The organism is Stenotrophomonas sp. AS012628, assembly GCF_010608305.1.
In the GTDB taxonomy this organism is placed as follows: domain Bacteria; phylum Pseudomonadota; class Gammaproteobacteria; order Xanthomonadales; family Xanthomonadaceae; genus Stenotrophomonas; species Stenotrophomonas geniculata.
This window is the reverse complement of record NZ_VMBJ01000027.1, coordinates 34610-58811: the sequence shown is the minus strand read 5'-3', so window position 1 is coordinate 58811 and position 24202 is coordinate 34610. Positions and strand designations below refer to the sequence as shown.

25 protein-coding genes are annotated in these 24202 nt (G+C 67.7%); 13 read left to right on the top strand and 12 right to left on the bottom strand.

The features are described from left to right. Positions 1 to 218 precede the first annotated feature (218 nt). The gene (locus G5A07_RS13230) at positions 219 to 2741 is read left to right on the top strand and encodes a sulfite reductase flavoprotein subunit alpha (protein ID WP_191863421.1); all 2523 of its coding nucleotides are present in this window, start codon (positions 219 to 221) and stop codon (positions 2739 to 2741) included. Between the two features lie 121 nt (positions 2742 to 2862). Here G5A07_RS13230 and G5A07_RS13225 read toward each other — a convergent pair whose 3' ends face one another. Then, complete coding sequence (locus G5A07_RS13225) at positions 2863 to 5403, bottom strand: methyl-accepting chemotaxis protein (protein ID WP_191863420.1); 2541 nt, start codon at positions 5401 to 5403, stop codon at positions 2863 to 2865. 203 nt (positions 5404 to 5606) lie between these two features. On the opposite strand from G5A07_RS13225, the gene G5A07_RS13220 reads away from it, so the two are divergent. After that, complete coding sequence (locus G5A07_RS13220; protein ID WP_191863419.1) at positions 5607 to 6446, top strand: arylamine N-acetyltransferase; 840 nt, start codon at positions 5607 to 5609, stop codon at positions 6444 to 6446. A gap of 64 nt (positions 6447 to 6510) precedes the next feature. Here the strand turns inward: G5A07_RS13220 and G5A07_RS13215 are convergent, their stop codons facing one another. Genes G5A07_RS13215 through G5A07_RS13205 form a run of 3 tightly spaced genes read right to left on the bottom strand, consistent with a single transcriptional unit; the run spans position 6511 to position 8640 of the window. Continuing rightward, the gene (locus G5A07_RS13215) at positions 6511 to 6882 is read right to left on the bottom strand and encodes a VOC family protein (RefSeq protein ID WP_019338950.1); all 372 of its coding nucleotides are present in this window, start codon (positions 6880 to 6882) and stop codon (positions 6511 to 6513) included. 22 nt (positions 6883 to 6904) lie between these two features. Next, entirely contained in the window at positions 6905 to 7543 is a 639-nt protein-coding gene (locus tag G5A07_RS13210) for a response regulator transcription factor (RefSeq protein ID WP_029550907.1), read from the bottom strand. Next, positions 7540 to 8640 carry a histidine kinase gene (locus G5A07_RS13205; protein WP_010481109.1) on the bottom strand — a complete coding sequence of 367 codons (1101 nt, stop codon included), beginning with the start codon at positions 8638 to 8640 and terminating at the stop codon, positions 7540 to 7542. Before G5A07_RS13205 ends, G5A07_RS13210 begins: the two co-directional genes overlap by 4 nt. A 156-nt stretch (positions 8641 to 8796) precedes the next feature. Here G5A07_RS13205 and G5A07_RS13200 point away from each other — a divergent pair, with 156 nt between their 5' ends. From G5A07_RS13200 to G5A07_RS13190, 3 genes are all read left to right on the top strand, one after another. Next, positions 8797 to 9219 (top strand): DUF2141 domain-containing protein, encoded by a 423-nt coding sequence (locus tag G5A07_RS13200; protein ID WP_019338953.1) that lies wholly within the window; start codon positions 8797 to 8799, stop codon positions 9217 to 9219. Between the two features lie 25 nt (positions 9220 to 9244). Beyond that, the gene (locus G5A07_RS13195; RefSeq protein WP_191863418.1) at positions 9245 to 10768 is read left to right on the top strand and encodes a carotenoid oxygenase family protein; all 1524 of its coding nucleotides are present in this window, start codon (positions 9245 to 9247) and stop codon (positions 10766 to 10768) included. A 62-nt stretch (positions 10769 to 10830) separates the two neighbouring features. Then, on the top strand, positions 10831 to 11547 hold the full coding sequence (locus tag G5A07_RS13190; protein WP_019338955.1) for an ABC transporter substrate-binding protein: 717 nt from the start codon (positions 10831 to 10833) through the stop codon (positions 11545 to 11547). Between the two features lie 91 nt (positions 11548 to 11638). Here the strand turns inward: G5A07_RS13190 and G5A07_RS13185 are convergent, their stop codons facing one another. Further along, on the bottom strand, positions 11639 to 12538 hold the full coding sequence (locus tag G5A07_RS13185; RefSeq protein ID WP_049480695.1) for a LysR substrate-binding domain-containing protein: 900 nt from the start codon (positions 12536 to 12538) through the stop codon (positions 11639 to 11641). Positions 12539 to 12636: 98 nt separating this feature from the next. Between G5A07_RS13185 and G5A07_RS13180 the strand changes: the two genes are divergently transcribed. After that, positions 12637 to 12780: a hypothetical protein gene (locus G5A07_RS13180; protein WP_167345302.1), complete on the top strand. Its 144-nt coding sequence runs from the start codon at positions 12637 to 12639 to the stop codon at positions 12778 to 12780. A gap of 7 nt (positions 12781 to 12787) precedes the next feature. Here G5A07_RS13180 and G5A07_RS13175 read toward each other — a convergent pair whose 3' ends face one another. Together G5A07_RS13175 and G5A07_RS13170 are read right to left on the bottom strand one after the other, a co-directional pair. Further along, a complete protein-coding gene (locus G5A07_RS13175) occupies positions 12788 to 13354 on the bottom strand; it encodes a GIY-YIG nuclease family protein (RefSeq protein WP_191863417.1) in 567 nt (188 codons plus the stop codon). Positions 13355 to 13396: 42 nt separating this feature from the next. Next, a complete protein-coding gene (locus G5A07_RS13170) occupies positions 13397 to 14950 on the bottom strand; it encodes an alkaline phosphatase (protein WP_191863416.1) in 1554 nt (517 codons plus the stop codon). 121 nt (positions 14951 to 15071) lie between these two features. Here G5A07_RS13170 and G5A07_RS13165 point away from each other — a divergent pair, with 121 nt between their 5' ends. Then, positions 15072 to 15866: a D-alanyl-D-alanine carboxypeptidase family protein gene (locus G5A07_RS13165; protein ID WP_019338958.1), complete on the top strand. Its 795-nt coding sequence runs from the start codon at positions 15072 to 15074 to the stop codon at positions 15864 to 15866. Positions 15867 to 15879: 13 nt separating this feature from the next. Here G5A07_RS13165 and G5A07_RS13160 read toward each other — a convergent pair whose 3' ends face one another. Together G5A07_RS13160 and G5A07_RS13155 are read right to left on the bottom strand one after the other, a co-directional pair. Then, entirely contained in the window at positions 15880 to 16473 is a 594-nt protein-coding gene (locus G5A07_RS13160) for a TetR/AcrR family transcriptional regulator (RefSeq protein ID WP_029379726.1), read from the bottom strand. A gap of 16 nt (positions 16474 to 16489) precedes the next feature. Then, positions 16490 to 17086, bottom strand: a complete 597-nt coding sequence (locus G5A07_RS13155) for an NAD(P)H-dependent oxidoreductase (protein WP_057502407.1) — start codon at positions 17084 to 17086, stop codon at positions 16490 to 16492. A gap of 127 nt (positions 17087 to 17213) precedes the next feature. Between G5A07_RS13155 and G5A07_RS13150 the strand changes: the two genes are divergently transcribed. After that, positions 17214 to 17747 carry a hypothetical protein gene (locus G5A07_RS13150; RefSeq protein WP_049480688.1) on the top strand — a complete coding sequence of 178 codons (534 nt, stop codon included), beginning with the start codon at positions 17214 to 17216 and terminating at the stop codon, positions 17745 to 17747. Positions 17748 to 17816: 69 nt separating this feature from the next. On the opposite strand, the gene G5A07_RS13145 is transcribed toward G5A07_RS13150, so the two are convergent. Then, a complete protein-coding gene (locus tag G5A07_RS13145; RefSeq protein WP_191863415.1) occupies positions 17817 to 18644 on the bottom strand; it encodes an isocitrate lyase/phosphoenolpyruvate mutase family protein in 828 nt (275 codons plus the stop codon). Between the two features lie 168 nt (positions 18645 to 18812). Between G5A07_RS13145 and G5A07_RS13140 the strand changes: the two genes are divergently transcribed. From G5A07_RS13140 to accC, 5 genes are all read left to right on the top strand, one after another. Then, positions 18813 to 19541 carry a DOPA 4,5-dioxygenase family protein gene (locus G5A07_RS13140; protein WP_191863414.1) on the top strand — a complete coding sequence of 243 codons (729 nt, stop codon included), beginning with the start codon at positions 18813 to 18815 and terminating at the stop codon, positions 19539 to 19541. Between the two features lie 359 nt (positions 19542 to 19900). After that, entirely contained in the window at positions 19901 to 20350 is a 450-nt protein-coding gene (gene aroQ / locus G5A07_RS13135) for a type II 3-dehydroquinate dehydratase (RefSeq protein ID WP_010481082.1), read from the top strand. Further along, positions 20347 to 20772 carry a lysozyme inhibitor LprI family protein gene (locus tag G5A07_RS13130; protein WP_049452977.1) on the top strand — a complete coding sequence of 142 codons (426 nt, stop codon included), beginning with the start codon at positions 20347 to 20349 and terminating at the stop codon, positions 20770 to 20772. The genes aroQ and G5A07_RS13130 overlap by 4 nt, the downstream gene beginning before the upstream one ends. A 53-nt stretch (positions 20773 to 20825) precedes the next feature. Next, the gene (accB, locus tag G5A07_RS13125; RefSeq protein WP_010481080.1) at positions 20826 to 21305 is read left to right on the top strand and encodes an acetyl-CoA carboxylase biotin carboxyl carrier protein; all 480 of its coding nucleotides are present in this window, start codon (positions 20826 to 20828) and stop codon (positions 21303 to 21305) included. A 10-nt stretch (positions 21306 to 21315) separates the two neighbouring features. Next, on the top strand, positions 21316 to 22683 hold the full coding sequence (gene accC / locus G5A07_RS13120; protein WP_010481079.1) for an acetyl-CoA carboxylase biotin carboxylase subunit: 1368 nt from the start codon (positions 21316 to 21318) through the stop codon (positions 22681 to 22683). Between the two features lie 140 nt (positions 22684 to 22823). Here accC and G5A07_RS13115 read toward each other — a convergent pair whose 3' ends face one another. Then, positions 22824 to 23198, bottom strand: coding sequence for a hypothetical protein (locus G5A07_RS13115; RefSeq protein WP_010481078.1), 375 nt, complete (start codon positions 23196 to 23198; stop codon positions 22824 to 22826). Then, positions 23195 to 24160 carry a hypothetical protein gene (locus G5A07_RS13110; RefSeq protein ID WP_191863413.1) on the bottom strand — a complete coding sequence of 322 codons (966 nt, stop codon included), beginning with the start codon at positions 24158 to 24160 and terminating at the stop codon, positions 23195 to 23197. Before G5A07_RS13110 ends, G5A07_RS13115 begins: the two co-directional genes overlap by 4 nt. Between the last annotated feature and the right edge of the window lie 42 nt (positions 24161 to 24202).

Sequence of the window (24202 nt, the reverse complement as noted above, 5' to 3'; positions counted from 1 at the left end):
GCCGCGGACACCCCCGCAACCGGACCCACCCCGCCAGCCCACGGAAAGCCAGCTTTTGACGTTGACGTTGCTCCGGCTTGTAGCGGGTGCAGGGCTGCAAAGCCCTGCAACAAAACCCTCCTTGACCGTAGCCCGTCCGCCACGGAGAATTCCGCGACTAATTCTCATTTGCTGTTGCGCAGGATGCGGGCGGCAGCCTTCCTGGCCCTCCTCCTTCGATGTTCAAGAACGTCCTGTTCCAACTGCACTGGCTGCTGGGCATCACCGCCGGCGCCGTACTGGCCGTGATGGGCCTCAGCGGCGCCGTGCTGTCCTTCGAGGACGAACTGCTGCGGGCGGCCAATCCCGGTTTCGCCGAGATTGCCGAGCACCATGCCGACGGTCAGCTTCCGCTTGAACTGAGCGAGCTGGTGCCGCTGCTGCAGGCCGACAGTAATCGCCCCCTGCAGCGCCTGCGCGTGGATGCCACCGGGCTGCGGCCCTCGGTGGCACGCTTCGCCGGTGGCAAGGAACACTGGGTCTACTTCGATCCGTACAGCGGCGAGCGATTCAGCGCCCTGCGCGGGCAGGCGTTCTTCGATTTCGTCGAGGACCTGCATCGCCACCTCGCCGCCGGCGAGCGCGGCAAATGGATCACCGGCAGCTGTGCGATCGCCCTGCTGTTCTTCACCCTGTCCGGCCTCTATCTGCGCTGGCCGCGGCGCTGGTGGCACTGGCGCAGCTGGTTGGCGGTGGAATGGAAGCGCAGCGGCCGTGGCTTCCTGTGGAGCCTGCACTCGGTGGTCGGCACGTGGGTGCTGCTGATCTACCTGATGAGTGCGCTGACCGGCCTGTGGTGGTCCTTCGACTGGTATCGCAGCGCCGCCAACACCCTGCTGGGCGTCGCACCGGCCGCCAAGCACAAGATCGCCACCGGCGCCGCCCTGAACCTGGAACGCGTCGAAGCCACGCTGTACGCACTGCCCGGCGTGCGCACCGGCTACATCGACCTGCGCCTGCCGGAGAAGCCCGGGCAGGCACTGAATGTACGCGTGATGGCCGGTGATCCGTCGCAGCGCGGCGGCCAGCATGACCGCGCGCATGATCTGCTGCAGCTCGACCCAGGCACGGGTGCCACGCTCGATGTCCGCCCCTATGCACGCCAGGGCGTCGGCGCGCAGCTGGCCACCAGCGTGTTCGCGCTCCACTCGGGCAGCTACTTCGGCGTGCCCGGGCGTGTCGTGGTGATGCTCAGCAGTTTGGGCATGAGCCTGTTCTTCATCACCGGCTGGATGCTCTATCTGGACCGCCGACGCAGCCAGCGCGCTGCGCGTGGCCTGCGCCAGTCGCTGCCAGCAACGCCTGCCGATGGCGGTGGCACGCCGTGGCTGGTGGTGCATGCCAGCCAGAGCGGACTGGGCGAACAACTCGCATGGCGCGCAGCCGCGCAGCTGCAGGCATCCGGTCATGCGGTGCAGGTGCTGCCGCTGGCCCGCGTCGATGCCGTGCAGCTGGCACGCACCGCGCAGGCGCTGTTGGTACTGAGCACCTTCGGCGATGGCGAACCACCGGATGCGGCGCGAGGTGCTGCACGACGGCTGATGGCACAGACACTCGACCTGTCAGGCCTGCAGTTTGGACTGCTGGCGCTGGGTGATCGACAGTACCCGCATTACTGCGGCTTCGGCCGCCAGGTTGATGGCTGGCTGCTCGGCAACGGCGCGCGCCCGTTGTTCGACCGCATCGAAGTCGATGCCGCCTCGGTCGCGGCGCTGCGCCAATGGCAGCTGCAGCTGGGCGCGCTGACCGGCATCGCCACCGATGACAGCGTGCTGCCGGCGGCCACGCAGATGCATGAGTGGCGGCTGCTCGGCCGCGACCGGCTCAACCCGGGCAGCGTGGGCGGCGCCATCTGGCGCATCTGTCTTGCGCCACCGGCCGAGGTGCAGTGGCAGGCGGGCGACATCCTGCATATCGCGCCCCGGCACAACGCGCGGCATGCCCGCGCGGTGTTGAAGGCACAGGGGCTGGATCCGCTACAGCCGCTGCTGGTGGACGGCCACCCACGCACCCTGCTGGCGCTGGCCAGTGAACGCGAGCTGCCCGAGGCCGACGCCGCGCTGGCGGTGCAGGATCCGTGCCTATGGCTGGCCGGCCTGCCGATGCTGCCCGGACGCGAATATTCAATCGCCTCGTGCACCGAGGATGGCGCGGTGGAACTGGTGGTACGACTGGTGCACGACGACACGGGCCGCGCCGGGCTCGGCTCGGGCTGGCTGTCGCTGCATGCACCGATCGGTGCCAGTCTCGTCGCCCGCGTGCACCGCAATCCCGGGTTCCACCGCGTCGCCGGTGCACCGATGGTGCTGATCGGCAACGGCACCGGCATCGCGGGCCTGCGCAGCCTGTTGCGCGAAGCCGCGCATGCAGGCGAGGACGGGCACTGGCTGCTGTTCGGCGAACGCCAGCGCGCGCATGACTTCCTGTTCGCCGACGAGATCGAGGCCTGGCAGGCCAATGGTCATCTTGCGCGGGTGGACCTGGCGTTCTCGCGCGATGGCGACGGTGGCTATGTACAGGATCGCCTGCGTGCGGCGGCCGATGCCCTGCGCAACTGGATGCAGCGTGGTGCAGTCATCCACGTGTGCGGTTCGCTGCAGGGCATGGCCGAAGGCGTGGACCAGGTGCTGCGTGAAGCACTCGGTGATGAGGCGGTGGAAACACTGCTGGAGAACGGCCGCTACCGTCGCGACGTGTATTGATTCCTGCCAGCGCGCATTGGCCTGAGCCGAGCATGGGCTCGGCTCTACAGTGTGCCTGCAGCCGATGTAGAGCCGAGCCGACGCTCGGCTGATTCCCGGCCAGCCGACAAGGAACCGCAGGCTAGGCCGCCGCAACGCGCGCCTGTGGCATCGACTGCAGACGGAACGCGCCCACCGCTTCCGCCAGCGCATGCACCTGCGCCTGCATCTGCGCTGTCGAAGCACCCGCCTCTTCCACCAGGCTGGCGTTGCGCTGGGTACTGGCTTCCATCTGCACGATGGTCTGGTTCACCTGGGCGATGCCGGCATGCTGGTCCTGCGACGCGCTGCGGATACCGGCCAGCAGATCCGCCAGTTGCTGCACGCTGCCGACAATCTCGCCCATCGTGGTGCCGGCCTGTTCGGCCTGCTGGTTGCCCTGGCCCACACGCGCCACCGAATCCTCGATCAGGCCCTTGATCTGTTTGGCCGCCTCCGCGCTGCGTTGTGCCAGCAGGCGCACTTCTGCGGCCACCACGGCGAAGCTGCGGCCCTGCTCACCCGCGCGCGCGGCTTCCACCGCAGCATTCAACGCGAGGATGTTGGTCTGGAAAGCGATGCCATCGATCAGCTGGGTGATGTCGCCGATCCGTCGCGAGGCCTCGCTGATGCCCTGCATGGTCGCGACCACCTGGCCAACGGCCTCGCCACCGCGCTGGGCCACTGCCGCCGCGCCCTTGACCAGCACGTCGGCACGGCCCGCGGCATCAGCATTGCGGCCAACGGTGTCGGTCAGCTCGTGCATCGACGCCGCCGTCTCTTCCAGGTTGGCCGCCTGCTGTTCGGTACGCTGCGACAGGTCATGGTGACCGGCAACGATCTCGCCAACGCCGGCATCCAGGCTGGACGTGGCGTGCTGGATGCGGGTGACGATGCGGCCCAGTTGCGCGACGGTGGCGTTGGCATCGTCGCGCATGCGTGCGAACACGCCCTGCAGCTCACCTTCCATGCGCACGCTGAGGTCGCCGCGGGCCAGCGCGGCCAGAAGCGCCTGCAGATCGCCGAGGTTGGTCTCGAAGGTGGTCAACAGGCGATTGATGCTGGTCGACAACGTACGCACAAAGCCCTGCTTTCCCTCCAGCGCGATGCGCCCGTGCAGGTCGCCGTGCGCGGCGGCGTCGACCAGTGCGGCCACTTCGGTTTCCAACAGGGTTTCCAGCGCACGGCTGCGCCACTCCACCGCCACACCAAGGAAGTGACCTTCGTCGATGATGGCGTTGGCAATCAGCTGGTAGCGCACCCCTGCATGGCCGATCTCGCGCTCCTCGCGCTGGCGCACACCGGCCAGGCTGGCCAGTGCCGGATGCAGGCGCACCGCATCGCTCGCCACCAGATCTTCAACCTGGAGGTCAAGCTGCTCCAGCAGCGCCGGATTGGCGTAGGCGACCTGCCCTTCCGCATCAATCACCATCAGCCCGGTCTGCGCGCTGTCCAAGGCCTGGCGCACCCGGGTATTGCCGCGCGCCACGGCACGCTCGGTCTCGATGCGCGCACGCAGGCGCTGCTGCATGTCGACCAGGCGCTGGGCCAGCTGGCCGATCTCATCATTGGCGTTGTAGACGCGCAGGGTGGTGTCGAGGCGGTCGTCAGCGATATCGCTGGCGAAACGCAGGGTGTCCTGGATCGGCTGGCGCACCGCACGCAGCACCAGCATCAGGCTGGTGATCAGCACGCCGGCCACCAGCAGCAGGGTCAGTGCGAACAGCACGCTCATCGTGCGTGCGCCGGCCTGCTGGCGCGCCTGCGCCGTGGCCAGCGCCGCCACCTGCGCCTGCTGGAAGGCGGCCAGCGCCGGTGCTACGCCCGCGGCGGTATCCAGCAGCGACTGCGCTTCCACATCCAGGCCGACGCGGGCAGCGGTATACCCCAGCAATGCGGCCTGATACGCCTCCATCCCGGTGCGCAGGGTGTCCTGCGCATCTGCGGGAAGGCCCGCCAGCGCGAGGTCGAACGGCAGCTTTTCCTCGCTGGCGCGGTCGGCGTGAGTGGAGTCACCGTCGAGCAGCAGCAGTGCCTCCTGCCTTCGCATCTTCTGCAGTGACAACGCCAACGACGGCCGCTGCAGCGCATCCACCTGTACCTGCAGGGTATCGGCGGCCTGCTGCAGCTGCGCGGCGAGGCCGGCATCACCACGACCCATCTCGTCGACACGTTCGAACAGGGCGGCCACACCCTGCGAGAACGCGTCGGCGGCTTCGGTCAGCGCCTGCAGGGCCTTGCGCCGGCCAGCATCCATCGGCGTCGCGCGCAGCGCCTGCAGATCGGCCTGCAATGCCTTCTGCGTGGCCAACAGCTGCGCGCGGTCGGCATCATCGAAACTGCGTGCATACTGGGTCTGCAGGCGACGCGCTTCGGCCACCCGCGTGGACAGGCTGGCGGCCAGATCGCTGCCGCGCTGGTAACTGGCCTGGCTGCGCGCAGCCAGTGCGTTGGCATGGCCAGTCCAGGCGTAGACAGCGGCGATCGCGACCAGGCCCAGGCCACAGACCCACAGGGTCGCCTTGAGCTTGTTGGCCACGCTGAGCCGATGCGGCTGCAGCCAGCGCAGCAGGCCGGGGGACGCCGAGTGCAACGCGGCAAGGCGCGTGCGCAGGGACCGGAGGTGGGGGACAACGGCCGACATGACAGACTCCAGGCGGAAGGACGCACCTGTATCGACCGGATTCAGGGCAACTTTAGCGCTTTCTTCGTCCGGGTCCCCCCGTCGCGGGTGGACGCGGCCTTTGTACCGGGTGCAAGCGACGGGGGCATGACACGGGCGCCGCGCTTGACCTCAACCCCGGTTGGGGGAGCACAGTGGACGTCCCTCCCCCGCCCGGTGCCTCCATGACGACGCTCGATGTCCCCCGCTACCTGCAACGCCTGCAGCTGGATGCGCCGCCACCGCGGACCCTGGCCGGCCTGACCCTGCTGCAGCAGCGCCACAACGCACTGCTGCCCTTCGAGACCCTCAGCTGCCTGCTGCGCGACGCGGTGCCGATCGACCTGGAAAGCGTGCAACGCAAGCTGCTTGACGACCGCCGCGGCGGCTATTGCTTCGAACTCAATGGCGGGTTGCTGGCGCTGCTGCAGGCATTGGGCTTTGATGCGCAGCCGCTGAGTGCGCGCGTGCTGCTGGCAGCGCATGACGGCGAACTGACCGCGCGTACCCATCTGCTGCTGCGCGTGCATGTGGATGGGGACGACTGGCTGGTGGATGCCGGATTCGGCAGCCTGACCCCGACCGTACCGCTGCGCCTGCACGATGCGCAGCCGCAGGCCACGCCGCATGAGCGCTATCTGCTGCAGCGTCTGCCTGACGAGGGCGACTTCGTGCTGTCAGCCGAATCCAGCGACGGCTGGCGGGCGATGTACCGCTTCGATCTGCAGGCGCCTGCACCGATCGACAACGTGGTGGGCAACTGGTACGTATGCACCCACCCCGATTCCAGCTTCCCGGGCCAGCTACGCGTGTCGCTGACCGGACCGGACTGGCGCCGCACCATCGGCAGCGGCAACTACACCGAGTACCGCCCCGGGCAGGCGCCGGACAAGCGCCCGCTGCATGATGTGGGTGATGTGCGTGACGTGCTGCAGCAGCGCTTCGGCATGCAGCTGCCGGACGACCCGCGACTGGACCCGGCCATCAATGACTGGCTGCAGCGCTCGCGCGCCGCGACCTTGTAGGGCCGAGCCCATGCTCGGCTGAGCTGGAGCGGCTGGGCCAACAGCAGCCGAGCGTGGGCGGGCTCTACAGAGCTGCGCGTGCCTGCAGCGCAATGCGGTTGCCTTCGCTGTCGCGGATCTCGGCCACACGCCAGTCACCCGCGTCGGCCGGGCCGAAGCGCAGCTCAGCTCCCGATTGCAGTGCACGGTCGAGGCTCGCATCCAGGTCATCGACGCCGATGTAGATGCGGGCGCCCTGCTCGGAGGGCCGGTAGTCCGCGCCGTGCACCAGCGCAATGCTGGCACCGGCGGCGTCATCGGAGAACGGCAGGTAAGCCATCCGGCAGTCGTGCAGCACGATAGGTTCGTCCACCGCGACCTGCAGCCACCGCTGGTAGAACGTGATGGCCCGGTCCAGGTCACTGGCCGGGATTTCCACATGCAGGATCGGGTTCACTGGCACGCCTTGCTCGGTCCACTCAGATGATGCGCAGGGTAATCGCCTTCAGCACTGCACGGGTGCGATCGCGGGTGCCCAGCTTGTCGAGTATGGCCGACACGTAGTTCTTCACCGTGCCTTCGGCCAGGAACAGGCTGCGCGCGATTTCCTTGTTGCTGTATCCACCAGCCAGCAGGCGCAGGATCGCCACTTCGCGTTCCCCGAAGGTATCGGTGGGCGGTGCTTCGTCGTGGAAGCGGTAACGGGCGCGCACCGGCTCGGTGCTGACCGGCAACAGCAGGGTTTCACCCGCGGCGACGCGCTCGATCGCTTCACGCAGGTCTGCGGGCACGGCGTCCTTGAGCAGGAAGCCCTGTGCGCCGGCCTCGCTGGCACGCAGCAGCAGATCACTTTCATCGAAGGTGGTCAGCAGCAGGCACGGCGTGGCATCACCGCGCGCGCGCAGCTGGCGCAGTGCCTCGATGCCGTCCATCCCGGGCATGCGGATGTCACTGAGCACCACATCCACGCGCTGGGCAGCCAACGCGTCCAGCAGCGCCTGGCCCTCTTCGGCCTCCAGCACCACGTCTACCCCCAGGCCCTGCAGCAGCGCGCGCAGACCCGCACGCACCAGCGCCTGGTCATCGGCCAGGGCAACGCGGATCGCGGCGCCACTCATGCCGGCAACCATGCGGTCAGGTGCATGCCGCCCTGTGCGGTTCGCGCCAGCTCCAAACGCCCCTGTACAGCCGCCAGGCGCTCGCGCATGCCGGCGATGCCATTGCCCTCGCGGATGCGTTCGGCGCGCTGGCCGTCATCGCGGATATCGATACGCAACCGGGAATCCTCTTCACTGATCGTCAGCCAGACGGTGTCTGCATTGCCGTGGCGGGCGGCGTTGGTCAGGGCTTCCTGCACCAGCCGCAGCACGGTCTCGGCCATCAACGGGTCAGCCACGCGCACCCCGTCGCCGATCTGCAGCTGCAGCTTTGGTCGTGGGAAGGGTGCGGCCAGCGCATGCAGTGCGGTGGCCAGATCGAGGCCGCGATCATCGCGCATCGATTGCACCACCTGGCGGATGTCGGCCAGCAACTCGCCGGACAACCGTTCCACCAGCACCAGTCCCTCGCGGCCGGCCAGTGCTGGGTCAGCGGCCAGGGCGCGCAGGTTGAGCCGCATCGCGGTGAGCTTGTGCCCAGCCACATCGTGCAGCTCACGCGCCAGGCGCAGGCGCTCGGCATCGCGTGCGCTGTCGGCCAGCAGCGCGCGGGTAGCCAGCAGGTCGGCGTTGACCCGGGCCAGGTCATCGCGGGCCAGCGCCGTGCTGCGGGCATAGTGGGCGGTCAGTGCGGCGAAGGCCTGGAAGCCGCCATAGAGCAGCACGACCAGCAGCGGCTGGCTGAAGCCGCTGTGGCGCAGCGCGGCATACACCGCCAGGTTGGCCAGCAGCGCAACGCCCAGCACGAAGCGCGGCGGCCAGTGCTCGGCCAGCTGTGCGACCAGCACCACCAGCAGCACCGGAGCAGTTCCGGTACGCGGCTGCAGCGCAACCAGCGCAACCGCCAGCAGCGCCTGCAACACCGCAGCGACGGCGCGCACGCGGGATGGCATCGACGCCCAGCCGTGCACCACGAACAGCAACAGGAACACGGCAAGCAGCAGCAGGCTCAGCCCGGCACCGTTGCGCTGTACAGCGAACGACAGGCCCACCGCCAGCACGGTAACCAGGCCGGCAAGGCTGAGAGGACGCAAGAGATGGCGGAACAGGCTGGGCATGGCCAGATGCTGACCGCCGCACACGCCGGCGGCAATGGGTCCAGCGCAGAAAGTGACTTCTGGCACGTCGAATCGATGACCACTGGCCCTGAACCCCGTGCACCGCGCCCCCCAGACTGGCGCCACACCGCCACACACACTTCCGGAGCCACTGCCATGATCCGCACCGCCCTGCTCAGCACCGCCCTGACTGCACTGGCCCTGGCCGCCAGTGCCCACGCCGCCGACCTGGCCGTGACCGTGCACGACGTCCACGCGCAGAGCGGCACCCTGCGCGTTGCGCTGGTCGACAGCGCTGCCGCCTGGGACGGCAAGACCAAGCCCGTGCAGGCCCAGCAGGCGGCGCCCAGCGGCGACAGCGCTCACTTCACGTTCAAGGGTATACCGGCCGGCAGCTATGCCGTGCTGCTCACCCACGACGAGAACGACAACGGCAAGCTCGACACCAACCTGGTCGGCATGCCGGTGGAAGGCTACGGCTTCAGCAACAACCCGCAGGTGATGCGCAAGCCGACCTTCGACGAAGCACGCGTCAACGTGCCAGCCGCTGGCGCCGCCATCGACATCACCCTGCGCTGATTCCGCATCCAGACCCGAGGCCACCATGGACCGTCGCCGCTTCCTTCGTACCTTGCTCAGCAGCAGTGCCTGCCTGGCCCTGGGCGCCACCGCGCTGCGCAGCGCTCCCGCCTTCGCCGGCGACCCGGCGCGGTTCGCGCAGGGTATGCAGGAACACCCCTGGCTGCTCGGCTGGCGCAGCGTCGGCAGCGAAAGCCTCGGCCCGGCCACCGTGCCGCTGCAGGGAAAGCTGCCGTCAGGCCTGGCCGGTACGCTGTACCGCAACGGCCCGGCGTGGACCGAGCGCGATGGCTTCCGCTACGACCACTGGTTCGACGGCGACGGCATGGTGCATGGCTGGCGTTTCAATGGTGATGGCAGCCTGACCCATCACGGGCGCATGGTCGCCACGCCGAAATTCACCCGTGAACAGAAGGCCGGCCGCTTCCAGTATCCGGCTGCCGGCACCAGCGTTCCCGGTGCGCTGGCGGTACGCAACAACGATGATGCCAACGTGGCCAACACCTCGGTGACGATGATCAATGGCCGCCTGTTCGCGCTGTGCGAATCCGGTTCTGCGTTCGAAGTGGCCCCCGATTCGCTGCAGACGCTCGGCCCGGTCACCTGGCGCCCGGACCTGGCCGCGCTGCCGTTCTCGGCGCACCCGCTGACCGATCGCGACGGCAGCCTCTGGAACTTCGGCTCGATCAGCCTGATGGGGGGCCATGGCCTGCTGGTCTGGCACATCGGTGCGGACGGCCAGCTGCGCAGCGCCAATGTGATCGAAACACCCGAGCATGGCTACCTGCATGCCTTCGCGATGACCGACCAGCACCTGGTGTTCGTGATGATGCCGTTCGATTTCACCGGCGCAGGTGGCAGCTTCTTCGAGCGCATGCAGTTCGCACCGCAGCGTCCTGTGCGTATCGCGGTGGTCGCCAAGGATGCGCCGGACAAGGCGCAATGGTTCGAGGCCCCGTTCGCGGCGATCTATCACTTCGGCGACGCGTTCACCCGCGATGGCGGCATCGTGCTGCGCGCAGTACGCCATGACGACATCAACGAGGCGCGCTCGCCGATGAAGGAAGCGATGGCCGGTGACGGTGCACATGCGGCCAACAGTGGCGCCAGCCTGGTCGAGCTGCATCTGGACCTGCGTCGTGGACAGGCCCGCTGGGAGACGTTGGGCATCAGCGCGGTGGAGTTCCCGTTGTTCGACCCGCGCTCGACGAACACACGTGGCGCACGGCTGTATGCGCCGACCATCGACGGCCCGGCCACCGCACCGTACTTCAACGCCGTGGCTGCGTTCGACATCGATCGCGGGCGCCGCCAGCGGTGGAACTACGGGCCGGACATCATGGCCGAAGAGCATGTGTTCGTACCGCGCCCGGGCAGCCGCGAAGCTGACGATGGCTGGCTGATCGGCACCCTGCTTGACCCGGTCAACAAGCGCAGTGGCCTGGCGGTGCTGGATGCGCGCCATGTGGATGACGGCCCGCTGGCACAGGCCTGGCTGCCGTATGCGGTGCCACTGGGCTTCCACGGCACTTTCGCCGCGCACGGCTGAGTCCACGCTACGCGGACACCGTTGTTGGCATGCTGGGTCTCCCCTGCCCCGTGGAGTCCTGCATGTCCTTGGCCGACCATCGAAGTACGCTGGCACCGCACGGTTTCCTGCGCGTGGCGATCAACCTGGGCAACCCGGTGCTGGCACAGGGCGATGCGCGCTCACCGCGCGGCCCCTCGCTGGAACTGGCTACCGCATTGGCGCAACGGATGGGGGTGCAGGCACGCTTCACCTGCCACGATGCCGCAGCCTCGGTGGTTGCCGCAGCGGGCGAAGACGGCTGGGACCTGGCTTTCCTGGCCATCGATCCGGCACGCACCGACCGCATCGCCTTCAGTGCCCCGTACGTGGAGATCGAAGGCACCTATCTGGTTCGCGAGGACAGCCCTGCGCAGCAGGTGGCCGACCTCGACCGCGAAGGGCTGCGCATCGCGGTGGGGCGTGGCGCGGCCTATGACCTGTTCCTGAGCCGTGAACTGCGCAACGCCACGATCGAGCGGGCGGAGACCTCGGCGGCGGCCATCACCCTGTTCGATCAGCAGCGTCTGGATGCCGCCGCCGGCGTGCGCCAGCCGCTGGTGGCCTGGGCACAGGCGCATCCCGGCCATCGCGTGCTGGCCGACCGTTTCACCGCGATCCAGCAGGCCGTGGCGGCGCCAGCGTCGCGCCCGGCCGAGGCACTGCAGACGCTGTTCGACGAGGTGGAAGCGATCAAGACCGGTCCCTTGCTGGGCGAAGCGTTCGCCCGTGCCGGGCAGGCAGTCACGCTGGTGCGGTGACTGTAGAGTCGGGCCATGCTCGACTGCTTCTTCGAAAGACCAGTCGAGCATGGTTCGACTCTACAGATGCAAGATCGAGCACCGCGCCACGCTACAGATGCGCGTCTGCCATGTGCCGCACGTGCTCGGCGGCCTGCGCATGCAGCCAGTCGCGGAACGCGAGGAAGCCACGATGGCTGGCCGAGCGCTGCGGGTACACCAGCCAATGTGGCCAGTCGGTCTTCAGGCGCTGGCTGGACAGCGCGACCAACTGGCCCGAATCCAGCAGCAGCCGCGCCCGCGTCACCCGCCCGAGGGCCACGCCCACGCCATCCAGAGCGGCGCGATGGTGCGCCTCCGAATCATCCAGCACCGCCACGAAGCGCGACGGCGGGCTCTGCCCGCTCAACGCGAACCAGGCGCCCCATGCCCCGTCCGGATCACCCAGCAGCGGCCACTGGGTCAACGGCACACGGTCGACGCCTCCCATGCGTTCGATCAGCGCCGGGCTCGCCATTGGCAGCAGCCATTCGTCGAACAGCGGCTCCACCACCAGACCTGACCATTGCCCGCTGCCCAGCCGCAGCGCGGCGTCGAACTGGCGCTGCCGCTCGAAATCAATCAGGCGTTCACTCGACTGCAGGTTGATCTCGATCTGTGGGTGCTCTGCCACGAAGTGACCCAGGCGCGGCACCAGCCAGGCCGACGCCATCGACGGTACTGCGCTGATCGTCAGCACGTGCTCGGCACGTGCGGCATAGGGCTGGAAGGCTTCGTTGATCGCATCCAGATGCGGACCCACCTGGTCGAGCAGGCGCTGGCCCTCCAGGGTGAGGGTGACACCACGCGGCTGGCGGATCAGCAGCGGCTGCCCGAGCCGTTCTTCCAGCTGCCGCATCTGATGGCTGAGCGCGCTGACGGTCAGGTTCATCGACGCCGCCGCGCGCGACAGGTTGCCGAGCCGGGCGGCGGCCACGAAACCCTGCAGGGCATGGAGCGGTGGGCGGGACATCAGGCTTGAATTCCTCTCAAGGCACGCTTGCGGAAATGTCGCTTTTTCCCCGTCCATGCTGCCCGTATCGTGCAATCCACTCAAGTGGAGGCACGCTCATGAACATCTTCGGCGGCTTGTTGTTCCTGCAGGGCCACGTGGCCAGCACCGAGCTGGCACGCCAGCTGGCCAGCCCTACCACACCTGCCCCGCAGTGCGCGCAGCAACCGGCTGCGCCTGTTCAGCCGCCGAGAACCCGTTGAACGCTCCTCACCCTGCGTACCAGCGTTGGACGTGTTCAGGCAGCCACGGGATCGGATCGATATCCAATGCCCGACAACCGTCGAGGGTGTCACGCAGCGCGCGCTCGCCGGGGCCACTGGGCAGCCGCAGGCCTTCCTCCTCCGGAAGTTGCGCCGCAGCCCAGTCGTGCAGCTGGTCCATGCGCAGGCACAGGGCGGCCCGCAGCCACGCCTTCAGTGGATAGCAGCGATAGCCTTGTTCGCCCAACGCGATAATTGCACGCGACAAGGCCTGGTTGGCACCACGTACCCATTCGGTGCGACCTCCAGCCTTGTCCTGGACCGTCATCGGCGCCGGCGCGCGGTGCGCCTTGAACGGCGAACGCAGCTGCAGCTCCAGATCTCGCGCATCGCGCTCGCTTTCCGCTTCCACCAGTGCACCGGCGTCGAGGTCGAAGAACTCGAACCAACGCCGGTGCAATGCGCTGATGCGTCCGAGCGGATCACGTGAGAAACCGATCTTCGCGTAGTCTTCCCACGCACAGGGGAAGACGTAGGTGAAGACACGACCGTCGATGCGGATATCCGACTGCATGTGCGCAGGCTGCCTCGACAACAGCCCGGGTGCAACCGGGCGTTACCGTGGACGCTGCAGCGCCTCCTGCACCGCCGCAGCCACGTCGGTGTTGTCGATGTAACTGCCGTCGTTCCAGCGCACGTGCTGACGGTAGCCGGCATCAACGCCGCGCACGCGCTTGCCCAGCAGTTCCGACCCCGCGCCCTTGGCCCACAATGGCACCAGTGCATTGGAATGGTTGCCGGTGGGACGGAAACTGATCCCGGGCATGCGGCCGCGGCCGTTGTTGCGTACCGGAGAGAAGGCAACGTTTTGTGCATCCGGGCCCATCGGCATGCTGTTGTCGTGGTCGGTGGTAACGATCAGCAGGTTGCGCTCCCAGCCACCGTTACGCTCGATCCAGTCGACCACCGCCGTCACCGCGTTATTGAACTCCATGGTCTCTTCGATCAACCGGCCATACTGCGGCTGATCGCTGCACTGGCCGTAATGCCATTCGGTGCCGCAGGCACTGGTGTGTGCGGCCCAGTCGGTGGCGCCACCTTCCACCATCAGGTACAGCCCCTTGGACGAGCGCTGCTGCAGGAACTGCAGCGCGCCGCGGGTCATGGTCGCCAGATCGGGGACGCTGTCGATCTTCCTCACTCCCGAAGGCGTGGCTGCATCCTTGCCCAGCACCTGCAGGCGGCGCGCCTGCTGCAGGGTGTTGGCCACGCGCGGTACACCGATCAGCGGCCTGTCGGCCGGCAACCGTCCCTGCGCCAGCGCGGCGAACGCTTCCTTGCTGCGGATCAGGCGCCACGGTCCCGCCGGATTGCCGGCGATGGTGCTGCCCGCTTCCAGCTGCTGCCAATCCTGCTGCGACACCCACTCCCATGGATTCGCGCAGCCCTCTGCGTTTGCGGCGTCCGTGCCTTCGTTGCAGGCGCGGCCGTCGACGCTGTAGCCCGGGCCTCCGGTGCCCATCACCAGGTCCATGTGGCCCTGCGCCAGCATCTGGTGCGCAATGGCGTGATAGCTGCTACGCGATTCGTTCTGCGCTGCGAATGCGGCCGGTGTGGCGTGCGCGAACGGTACCGAAGTCACTACACCGGTCGCCATGCCCAGGCGCTTGGCGCGCAGCGTATTGAACTCGACCGGCTGGCCATCGTTGTTGTAGTTGATGGCGTTGTTGTAGGTCTTGATGCCCGAGGACAACGCGGTGCCCGCCGCCGCACTGTCGGTAGCCACCGCGGCCAGGTACTGGTAGCCGGCAAACGGCAGGTCCTGCGCAGGAACCGGCGTGTCATCCCAGGCCTTGCCCGGGTCGTAGCCAAGCGTCTGTGCGTTGTCGCGGGTCGGCTGGCTGCTGGCATTCAACGGGAAGGTGGTTACCGCCAGGCGCAGCGGGAAATCCGCATAGGGTGCGTCTTCGCGGCGGCCATACTGCCAGTAGGCCGCCGCGTCCCAGGTACCCCAGCCGGCACCGTCGTTGATCATCACGATCACATTGAGCGGACCGGCTTCGGCGGAGGAAACAGCCTCGGTGCGCAGGTTGGGCTGGCAGCCGCCAAGTGCGGCCAGCGCGAGCAGCAACGAAGAATGAAGCCAGTGGCGTGGAATGCGTGCAGTCATCGGATGTCCCGTCGGGCCATCGGCGGCCCGCATTGATGCTACGTTATATCGTTGCAATATTTCAGCTTCGTGCAGCCGCCGCACACTATCCTCCAGGGCCCCCACTGTCATCGTCGTTTCCATGCCGCCTCCTGCTCCTGCGCGTGCACCGCTGTCGTCCATCACCCTCGATGCGGCAACCTTCGCAGTGATTCACCAGCACAACGCGGACATCGCCAGGCAACCGGCCTCGCTGACCAAGCTGATGACCGCCTACGCGGCTTACGAGTGTGTCGAGGAGCGCGGGCGCTCGTGGGAGGACGAAGTCACCATCGCCGCCGACGACGTGCATGCGGTCGCCGACGATGAAACGCGCATGGGCCTGGTGCCCGGCGAAACGGTCACCCTCGCGCGCCTGCTGGAAGGCTTGATGATCGTCTCCGGCAATGACGCGGCGCTGGCGGTCGCGCGCCACCTGGACGGATCGCAGCCTGCGTTCCTGGAGCGCATGAACCGGCACGCGCGCCAGCTCGGCCTGCGCAGCACCTGGTTCGCCAGCGTCTCCGGCATCACCACGCCGCACCATGCGTCCAGCGCGCGCGACATGGCGGTGCTGGCCGCGTGCCTGTTGAACGATCATCCGCAGATCCTGGCGGTCACCGCGCAGCGCGCGTTCGCGCACGGCAGCTTCAGCCGCAACAACCAGAACGCCCTGCTTGGCGATGACGGCGTGGATGGCTTGAAGACCGGCTACACCCAGGCCGCAGGCTTCTGCCTGGCCGCCACCGCATGCCGGGTGGTACACGGGCGGGACGAGCCTATACGCCTGATCACCGTGGTATTGGGTTCTGAGAGCCGCGACGCGCGCGACGCATGGGTGCGCGATCAGCTGGCGGCAGGATTCGCCACGCTGGCCGGCAGTACCGCCGGGGCCTGACCTTCGAAGCGGCTCAGCGACGCTTGACCGTCGCCACGATCAGCCGCTGCAGCTCGGCTTCGGCGTCGGTCTTGTCCAGCGCGCCCGCGGCCACACCCTCGGACAGGGTTTCAGCCGCACCCAGGATCGCCCAGCGTCCCGCCAGCGGCACCGAGCCGTCGCTGGCGAACGGGCCCAGCCAGGCGTCGCAGTTGTCGATGAAGTCCTGCTGGTAACGCCGCCGCACCTCGTGCAGTTCCGGCGCACCCACCAATGCGGCGAGGATGCCCTGCACTTCACTGCCCTGGCTGAGGATGCAGTCGATGTAGCCGGAGGCGATGGCTGCCGCACGGTCGGCCAGCTGCGCCCGGGCGCGGCCGATACGCTCGTGGAAGACCACCGTCTGCCGCCCGTCATAGTCATCGTAGAGCGCGGCCAGCAGGCCGTTGCGGGTCACGAAGTGATCGTAGGCCACCGGCTTGGTCACGCCCGCCGCCTCGGCCAGCCGTCCCAGCGTCAACGCGTCGGTGCCTTCTTCGCCAACCAGCGCCCAGGCCACGTCCAGCAACTGGCGGGCGCGTTGCTCGCGGGTCAATCGGCGGCGCGTGGGAGCGGCGTTGGCAGGCATCGGCGGAACACGGTGATCAACTCATCGGAGTACCGATTTTACGGCCGATTTCCATGGCGGTCTGCAGATGCGCCTGCGCGGCGCCGCTGTCGGCGTCGAGCAGCAGTTCGGACGACAGCACGCGCGCGCCACAGTAGTCGAAGATGCCCATGTCGATCTGGGTCTTCATCGCCGTGCCATAGCCGCGCCGTTCGATCATTTCCGCGCCCGCACCGCCAACGCCGACCAGATGCACGCGCAGGCGCTGCAGCTTCTTCTGCACCTTGCCATCGGCACCGTCCTGGTACGCCCAGCCCTGGGTGAACACGCGATCGATCCATCCCTTCAGCAAGGCAGGGAACGACCACCAGTACAGCGGGTAGACCAGCACCAGCGTATCGATGGCGTCCAGCCGCGCATGCTCGGCCGCCACATCGGGCGGAACCGGGCCGGTCCCGCGGAACAGAGCCTGGTCATCGCGGTTGAAGCGCGGATCGAAGCCTTCGGCGACCAGGTCGGCGTGGGTTACGGTGTTGCCGGCGCCGATGGCCCGGATGGCGTCGCCTATGCGCTGGGCGATGGCATGGGTGAGCGATCCGGTTTCCGGGTGGGTGGTGACGATGAGACTGTGCATGGGTGAATCTCCAGGAATCATTACCTACTAATGGTAAGTAATGATTCCTGGATCACCAGCGCCACCGATGGGACGCTGTTTTTGCGTTCACCGTATAGTGCGCCGCATCCCGTGGAGGTCCCCGACGATGCACCGACGCCTGCTTGCTCCCCTGCTGTTCCTGCTGCTGGCCACGATGGCGCCGACGGCCGTAGCCGGCGAGCTCACCCCATCCGAATCGGCTGCCCTGCGCCAGGACGTGCAGGGGATGCTGGCCGCGTTCGCCCGCGGCGATGCCGAGCTGATCATCGCCCGCACGCATCCCAGCCTGAAACGCCTGGCCGGCGGTGATGAGGTATACGCCCGATCAACCCGCGACACGGTCAAGGCGCTGCACGAGGCCGGCGTCACCATCATCAGCGACGAAGCTGGGGTACCGACCCGTACCTATGCCGCCGGCGACGAGGAGGTCTGCTTCGTCCCGCGCTACTCGTTGCTGCGCGTACGTGAATCCCCGATCCGCAGCACCTCGTTCATGGTCGCCGTGCGCCGCGTCGGCGCCGCGCAATGGAGCTATCTGGATGGCGCCGGGTTGCTCGACAACCCTGAGCTGCTCTGGCAACTGCTGCCAGCGCTGGAGCCTGGCGTGACGCTGCCCAAGGGTGGAGTGGAAACGCTGTAGCGCGATTGCTGGGCGTCGGTACGCTCCGGCGCATCCATCTACGCATGGCATGGATCTACCGGCTGTCCGTTAGCGGAACAACGCGTTCAACGCGGCCCCGGAAGCCGCCTGCTGCAGCCCATCGAAACGCCCCTCCTGCACGATCGGCTGTGTGGCCTGTATCAGCCCACCCCATGCCGCACGCGCAAGCGCACCGCCCAGGCTGACCCGGCGAACACCAAGTGCTGCGATGTCCTGCAGGTTCAGCGGTGTCGGTCCACCAACCAGCAGGTTCACCGGTTTTGACCCTGCAGTGGCAACCACCGCGCTGATCTGCTCGCGCGTGCTGATGCCAGGCGCATACAGCACATCGGCACCGGCCTCGGCATAGGCCCGCAGGCGCTGCAGGGTGTCCTGCAGATCCGGCACGCCGACGAAGAAATTCTCCGCACGCCCGACCAGCAGCACGTCACCGCCTGCGCGGTCGATGGCTGCACGGGCAGCGCGCAGGCGCTCGACCGCCTGGTCGATCGAACGCAGCGGTGCATCGGCGACGCCGCTGGCATCCTCGATCGACAACGCCGCGATGCCGGTGTCGATCGCTGCAGCCACCGCCTCCTCCACCGCCTGCGGCGTCGCGCCGAAGCCATCACCGAAGTCGGCATTCAACGGCAACGGGGTCGCCGCCGCCATCAGGCGCAGATGCGCCAGCGTGGCCGGCAACGAAACCGCGCCATCCGGCCGCCCTTCGCTCCAGGCGCAGCCGGCACTGGTGGTGGCCAACGCCAGGAAGCCTTGCCGCTGCAGGTAGCGCGCACTGCCCACGTCCCACGGGTTGGGCAGCACGAAGCACCCCTGCGCGTGCAGTTGGCGGAAAGACGCGCGCTTAAGCTGTGTGTCGGCATCGGGCGAGGTCATGGCAGGGCTCCGGGGCGGCAGACCTGCACCCTAGCCCGCCGTGCGGTCGCGCTCAATGGCATCGAAGCCGGCCATGCATGAAGTGATGCCCCCTGCTTATTGGACGCCACCGGCAGCCCTGCCCGAGCGTAGGTGGTTGTCCACACCAGTGCCGCCACGGAGCCCTTCATGCCGCCTGACCCGCAGCCCCTCATCGACGTCGGCGATGATGACGCCCACTGGGCCGACCTGCTCTCGCCGGCACGGCGCCGCCTGATCGCTTCGGCGGGTCTGGCCGCCGGTGGCCTGGCCAGTGCGTCGACCGGCACCGCAGCACCGCGCGGCAACGACGCGGTGAATACCACCGAGCCTGGCCGCCCCGGCTTCCGTGCCATCGTGCCGCCAGCGCCGGAAGGGCGCAGCCCCTGGGGCCAGGCCACAGCCAGCGAACCGACCCTGCGCCCGGCCAGCGTGCGTCCCGGCGAAGCCACCCTGCCCGCGACCCCACGCGCCTACACCGACATCAAGAGCTATCACGCGCATATCTACTTCGACGAGGACAGCTTCGAGAAGGCTGCGCTGCTGCGGCGCTGGGCGGCCGAGCGCTTCCCGGTGGAGCTGGGCAACTGGAACCTGGAACCACGCGGACCACACGTCACCCCGTCGTTCTATTTCGGCTTCACCAACGACCTGCTGCCGGTGCTGGTGCCCTGGCTGCAGCTCAACAGCCTGGGCCTGACCATCCTGATCCACCCCAATACCGGTGATGGCCGTGCCGACCACCTGTATTACGCCTTGTGGGTGAACCGCGCGCAGCCGGTGAACGCCTACAACTGGCCGGCACCGAAGCCGGGGGAACGGGAGCCGCTGGAGGAGGTGTTCCCGAACGTGGTGCCGACGGTGCCGCTGGAGACCTGACCCGCCTTTCCGGTGGGTGCGTAGCTTGCTGCGCATCTTGGGACGCCCTTCGGTGGGTGCGTAGCTTGCTGCGCACCTTGAGCCCCCCTCCGGTGGGTGCGTAGCTTGCTGCGCACCGAGCTTCCTTCTTCCACGCGTGGCGCGGCTCCCCCGGCAAGGCTCTTGCCGCCATCGTCGCCCTACGTGCACGCATCCCCCGCCCGCACGGCGTTCAGCGCGCCTTGATCCGCCGCCCCGCGTAGGGCCGCAAGCGCTTCGGCCGGTTTCAAACAAACGATTGAAACGCAGCAAACTTCGCCGAACTGGACAGCATCCGCCGGTTCCGCCAGACTGCCGCCCTTTCCCGTCTTCCGGATCCCATGGCGAAGCTGCTGGTCCTGCACGGCCCCAACCTCAACCTGCTCGGCACCCGCGAGCCGGAGGTCTACGGCCACACCACGCTGGCCGACATCGACCAGGCGCTGGCGGCCCAGGCCTCGGCCGCCGGGCACGCGATGGAGAGCCTGCAGTCCAATGCCGAGCACGTACTGGTGGACCGCGTGCAGGCCGCGCGCGACGACGGAACCGCTTTCATCCTGATCAACCCCGCCGCCTTCACCCATACCTCGGTGGCCCTGCGCGATGCGCTGGCGGCGGTGGCGGTGCCGTTCATCGAGATCCACCTGTCCAATCCGCATACCCGCGAACCGTTCCGCCAGCACAGCTACTTCAGTGACAAGGCCGTGGGCGTGGTCTGCGGCTTCGGCGCCGACAGCTACCGCTACGCGATGGACGCGGCGCTGCTGCGCGTGCAGGCGGCCCGCGCGTGAACGTGCTGCCGCGCGTGCTTGCCGGCGTTCTGGCGTGGGCCGGTCTCTGCGGTGCGGCCACGGCGTTCGACCGCAAGGACGAAGGCATCGACTGCGCACGTCCGACCACCACGATGGAGAGCGACCTGTGCGCCTCGGACGTGGCCGCAGCCGCTGATGTCGAACTCAATGCGGTGTATGCACAAGCCCGGCGCCAGCTGCGCACACCCGCCAACGGTGGCGGCTGCAGCTATTGCGGCGATGCCGAGCAGCAGCTGGTCCTGGCCCAGCGTGCCTGGATGCAGCTGCGCGACCACGACTGCAACGCCGTCTATGCCCTCAATTCCGATGGCACGGCGCGCAACGGCGCACAGATGCGCTGCCTGATCACCCTCGCGCGCGACCGCACACGGCAGCTGCGCGAGTTCTACGAACTGCTTTGACCCGAGCGCGATGCGCTTCCCACCACACTGACATCAAGAGCAAAGAGGCCACCATGGATCTCCGCAAAATCAAGAAGCTGATCGACCTGCTGGAAGAGTCGAACCTGGCTGAAATCGAAATCAAGGAAGGCGAAGAGTCGGTGCGCCTGTCGCGCGCCCCGGTGGCCGGCTATGCCGCCCCGGTCGCCGCCCCGGTGTATGCCGCTCCGGCTGCTCCGGCGCCGCAGGCGATGCCGATGCAGTCGCCGACCGAAGCTTCCACCGGCGGCACCGCCAAGCCGGGCCCGGCACTGCCGGAAGGCCACGTGCTGCGCTCGCCGATGGTCGGCACCTTCTACGCCTCGTCCGCTCCGGACAAGCCGGCCTTCGTCACCGTGGGCCAGCAGGTCAAGGAAGGCGAGACCCTGGCCATCATCGAAGCGATGAAGATGTTCAACCCGATCGAAGCCGACAAGTCCGGCACCATCGTCGCCATCCTCGGCGAGAACGGCCAGCCGGTGGAATTCGACCAGCCGCTGTTCGTGATCGGCTGAGGGGCACGCCATGCTCGACAAAGTCGTCATCGCCAACCGAGGGGAAATCGCGCTGCGCATCCTGCGCGCGTGCCACACCCTCGGCATCCGCACGGTGGCCGTGCACTCCACGGTCGACCGCAACCTCAAGCACGTGGCCATGGCCGACGAGTCGGTCTGCATCGGCCCGGCGCCGTCGCCGCAGAGCTACCTCAACATCCCGGCACTGATCGCCGCAGCGGAAGTCACCGACGCCCAGGCCATCCACCCGGGCTACGGCTTCCTGTCGGAGAACGCCGACTTCGCCGAGCGGGTGGAAGAGTCCGGCTTCATCTTCATCGGCCCCAAGGCCGACACCATCCGCATGATGGGTGACAAGGTCGAAGCCATCCGCGCGATGAAGTCCGCCGGCGTGCCGTGCGTGCCCGGCTCGGGCGGTCCGCTGGGCGAGGACATCGTCGCCAACACCAAGATCGCCCGTGAGATCGGCTACCCGGTCATCATCAAGGCAGCCGGTGGCGGCGGTGGCCGCGGCATGCGCGTGGTGCACGCCGAAGCCTCGCTGAAGACCTCGATCGAAACCACCAAGAGCGAGGCCAAGGCCGCGTTCGGCAATGGCGAGGTCTACATGGAGAAGTTCCTGGAGAATCCGCGCCACGTGGAGATCCAGGTGCTGGCCGACGGCCAGGGCAACGCCATCCACCTGGGTGAGCGCGACTGCTCGATGCAGCGCCGCCACCAGAAGGTGGTGGAAGAAGCGCCGGCGCCGGGCATCACCGCCGAGCAGCGCGAGCAGATCGGCAAGGTGTGCGTGGAAGCCTGCATCCGCATTGGTTATCGCGGCGCCGGCACCTTCGAGTTCCTGTACGAGGACGGCCGCTTCTACTTCATCGAAATGAACACCCGCATCCAGGTGGAACATCCGGTCACCGAAATGGTCACCGGCATCGACCTGGTGGCCGAGCAGCTGAAGATCGCCGCCGGCCAGAAGCTGTCGATCAAGCAGAGTGACGTGGTGCTGACCGGCCATGCCATCGAATGCCGCATCAACGCCGAAGATGCAGAAACGTTCGTGCCGAGCCCGGGCACCATCACCGGCTTCCATCCGCCGGGAGGCCCCGGCGTGCGCGTGGACACCCACATCTACAGTGGCTACCGCGTGCCGTCGAACTACGACTCGATGATCGGCAAGCTGATCGTGCACGGCCCGGACCGCGAAACCGCCATTGCCCGCATGCGCGTGGCACTGAGCGAAATGGTGGTCGATGGCATCAAGACCAACGTCGCCCTGCAGCAGCGGATCATGCGCGACAAGGGCTTCCAGGCCGGTGGCCAGAACATCCACTACCTGGAAAAGCGTTTGGCCGAACGCAAGAACAAGCCGATCGCGCTGACCTGATCGGTGCCCGGTGCTGGACATGAAAAGGGCGGGGATATTCCGGCCTTTTCGCGTTCTTGCGGTAGCGCCGGGCCATGCCCGGCGGCTTTCCATTGCGACCGTCCACCCGCCGGGCATGGCCCGGCGCTACCGGTGTGGCATCAGCGCTTGTCGGCCGCTTCGGCCGGAATCTGCGAGTTCGCCAGCGGACGCACGCCATTGGGCGAGGTCGGGTCGACGATCACCATGGTCTCGGTCGAACCATCCGGCCACACCACCTGGAAGGTGCTGCCCGCCGGCAGCGACGCGAACGGCATGCCGCTCTGCGCGCGATAGACCGCGGCCACCTGGCTGGCACCGGCACGGCGCACGTCTTCCTGCGCCTTCACCGTGGTCAGTTCCACCTTCGACAGATGCCGGTAGCGATCTTCATAGGTATCGATCATCAACAGGCCAACCGCGCCAGCCGAGTAGGCCACGAACAGGGCCACCCAGAACCAGAACTTGGCCCCGTGCAGGAATCGGCGGTAGTTCATTGCTCGTTCCTCTTTCCAACCAATCGCTTGATCCATTCCTTCATCTTCCCAGCGCCCTGCCGCGATACCGCAGCGTCATACACGAAATCCCGGAAATCCTGCGTACCATCCTGCGAACAGATCCCTCCGTTCGCACAAAAACTGTTGACCAGCACACTGTCTGCCCCACACGGTAGACCGAGTTCGCAGGCCGCAAGCCGCCAAGCGAGTTCACTGAGCTGCTCGCCCGCCACCAGGCCGTTGAGCGCACGGTCACCCGAGGCGCGCACGCCCATGCCCGGTGCGATCGCCATGAAGGCCTCCGGGTCGCGCGAGGTGCGCACCCGTTCAACCAGGTCACGGCGGTACTCGGGGCTGTCCTGCAGCGGCTCTCCCTCGGCGAACAACGCAGCCTCTGCAGCCAGATTGCCTTGCGCGGCCGCCTTGCGACGTTCGGACAGCACCAGGGCCGTGCCCAGCTTGTCGCCCGGCACGAAACCACCACAACGCTGCGCGACGCGTTCGCGCGCCTGCACCATCGCCGGCGCGGCGGTCAGGCCCAGCCCAGCCAGCACGTTGTTGTCCAGGCGGTAGCCACCCGGATCGATCGCGTACTGCGCGCAATAGTCATAGACACGGCTGAGCATCCAACGCGCCTCGTGGTTGCCTTCGTCCGCCTGCACACGCAACCGCTGTGCATAGGCATACAGGTCGGTGGCGTCTTCGATATCGGCGCGGAGATCCAGGGGCAGCCCGGACGGCAATGCATTGCCACGCTCGAAGGGTGCCAGGCGGCGCGCGAGCGCCTCCGGCATCACCGGCAGCGGCGCCGCACTGTCAGTGGCTGCCAACCCACCTGCCAGATCCGCCGACGCCAGCGAAGAGGTCGCGGCATGGCCGCTGGCCCGATAACCGGCCACGCCCAGCACGGCCACGGCCGGCAGTACGAGCAACCAGGTTTTCAGGGTCGGAGCGAAGGCCATCGGCGGCGGTGAGCGATGCGGCAGACAGGAAAGCACGAAGTT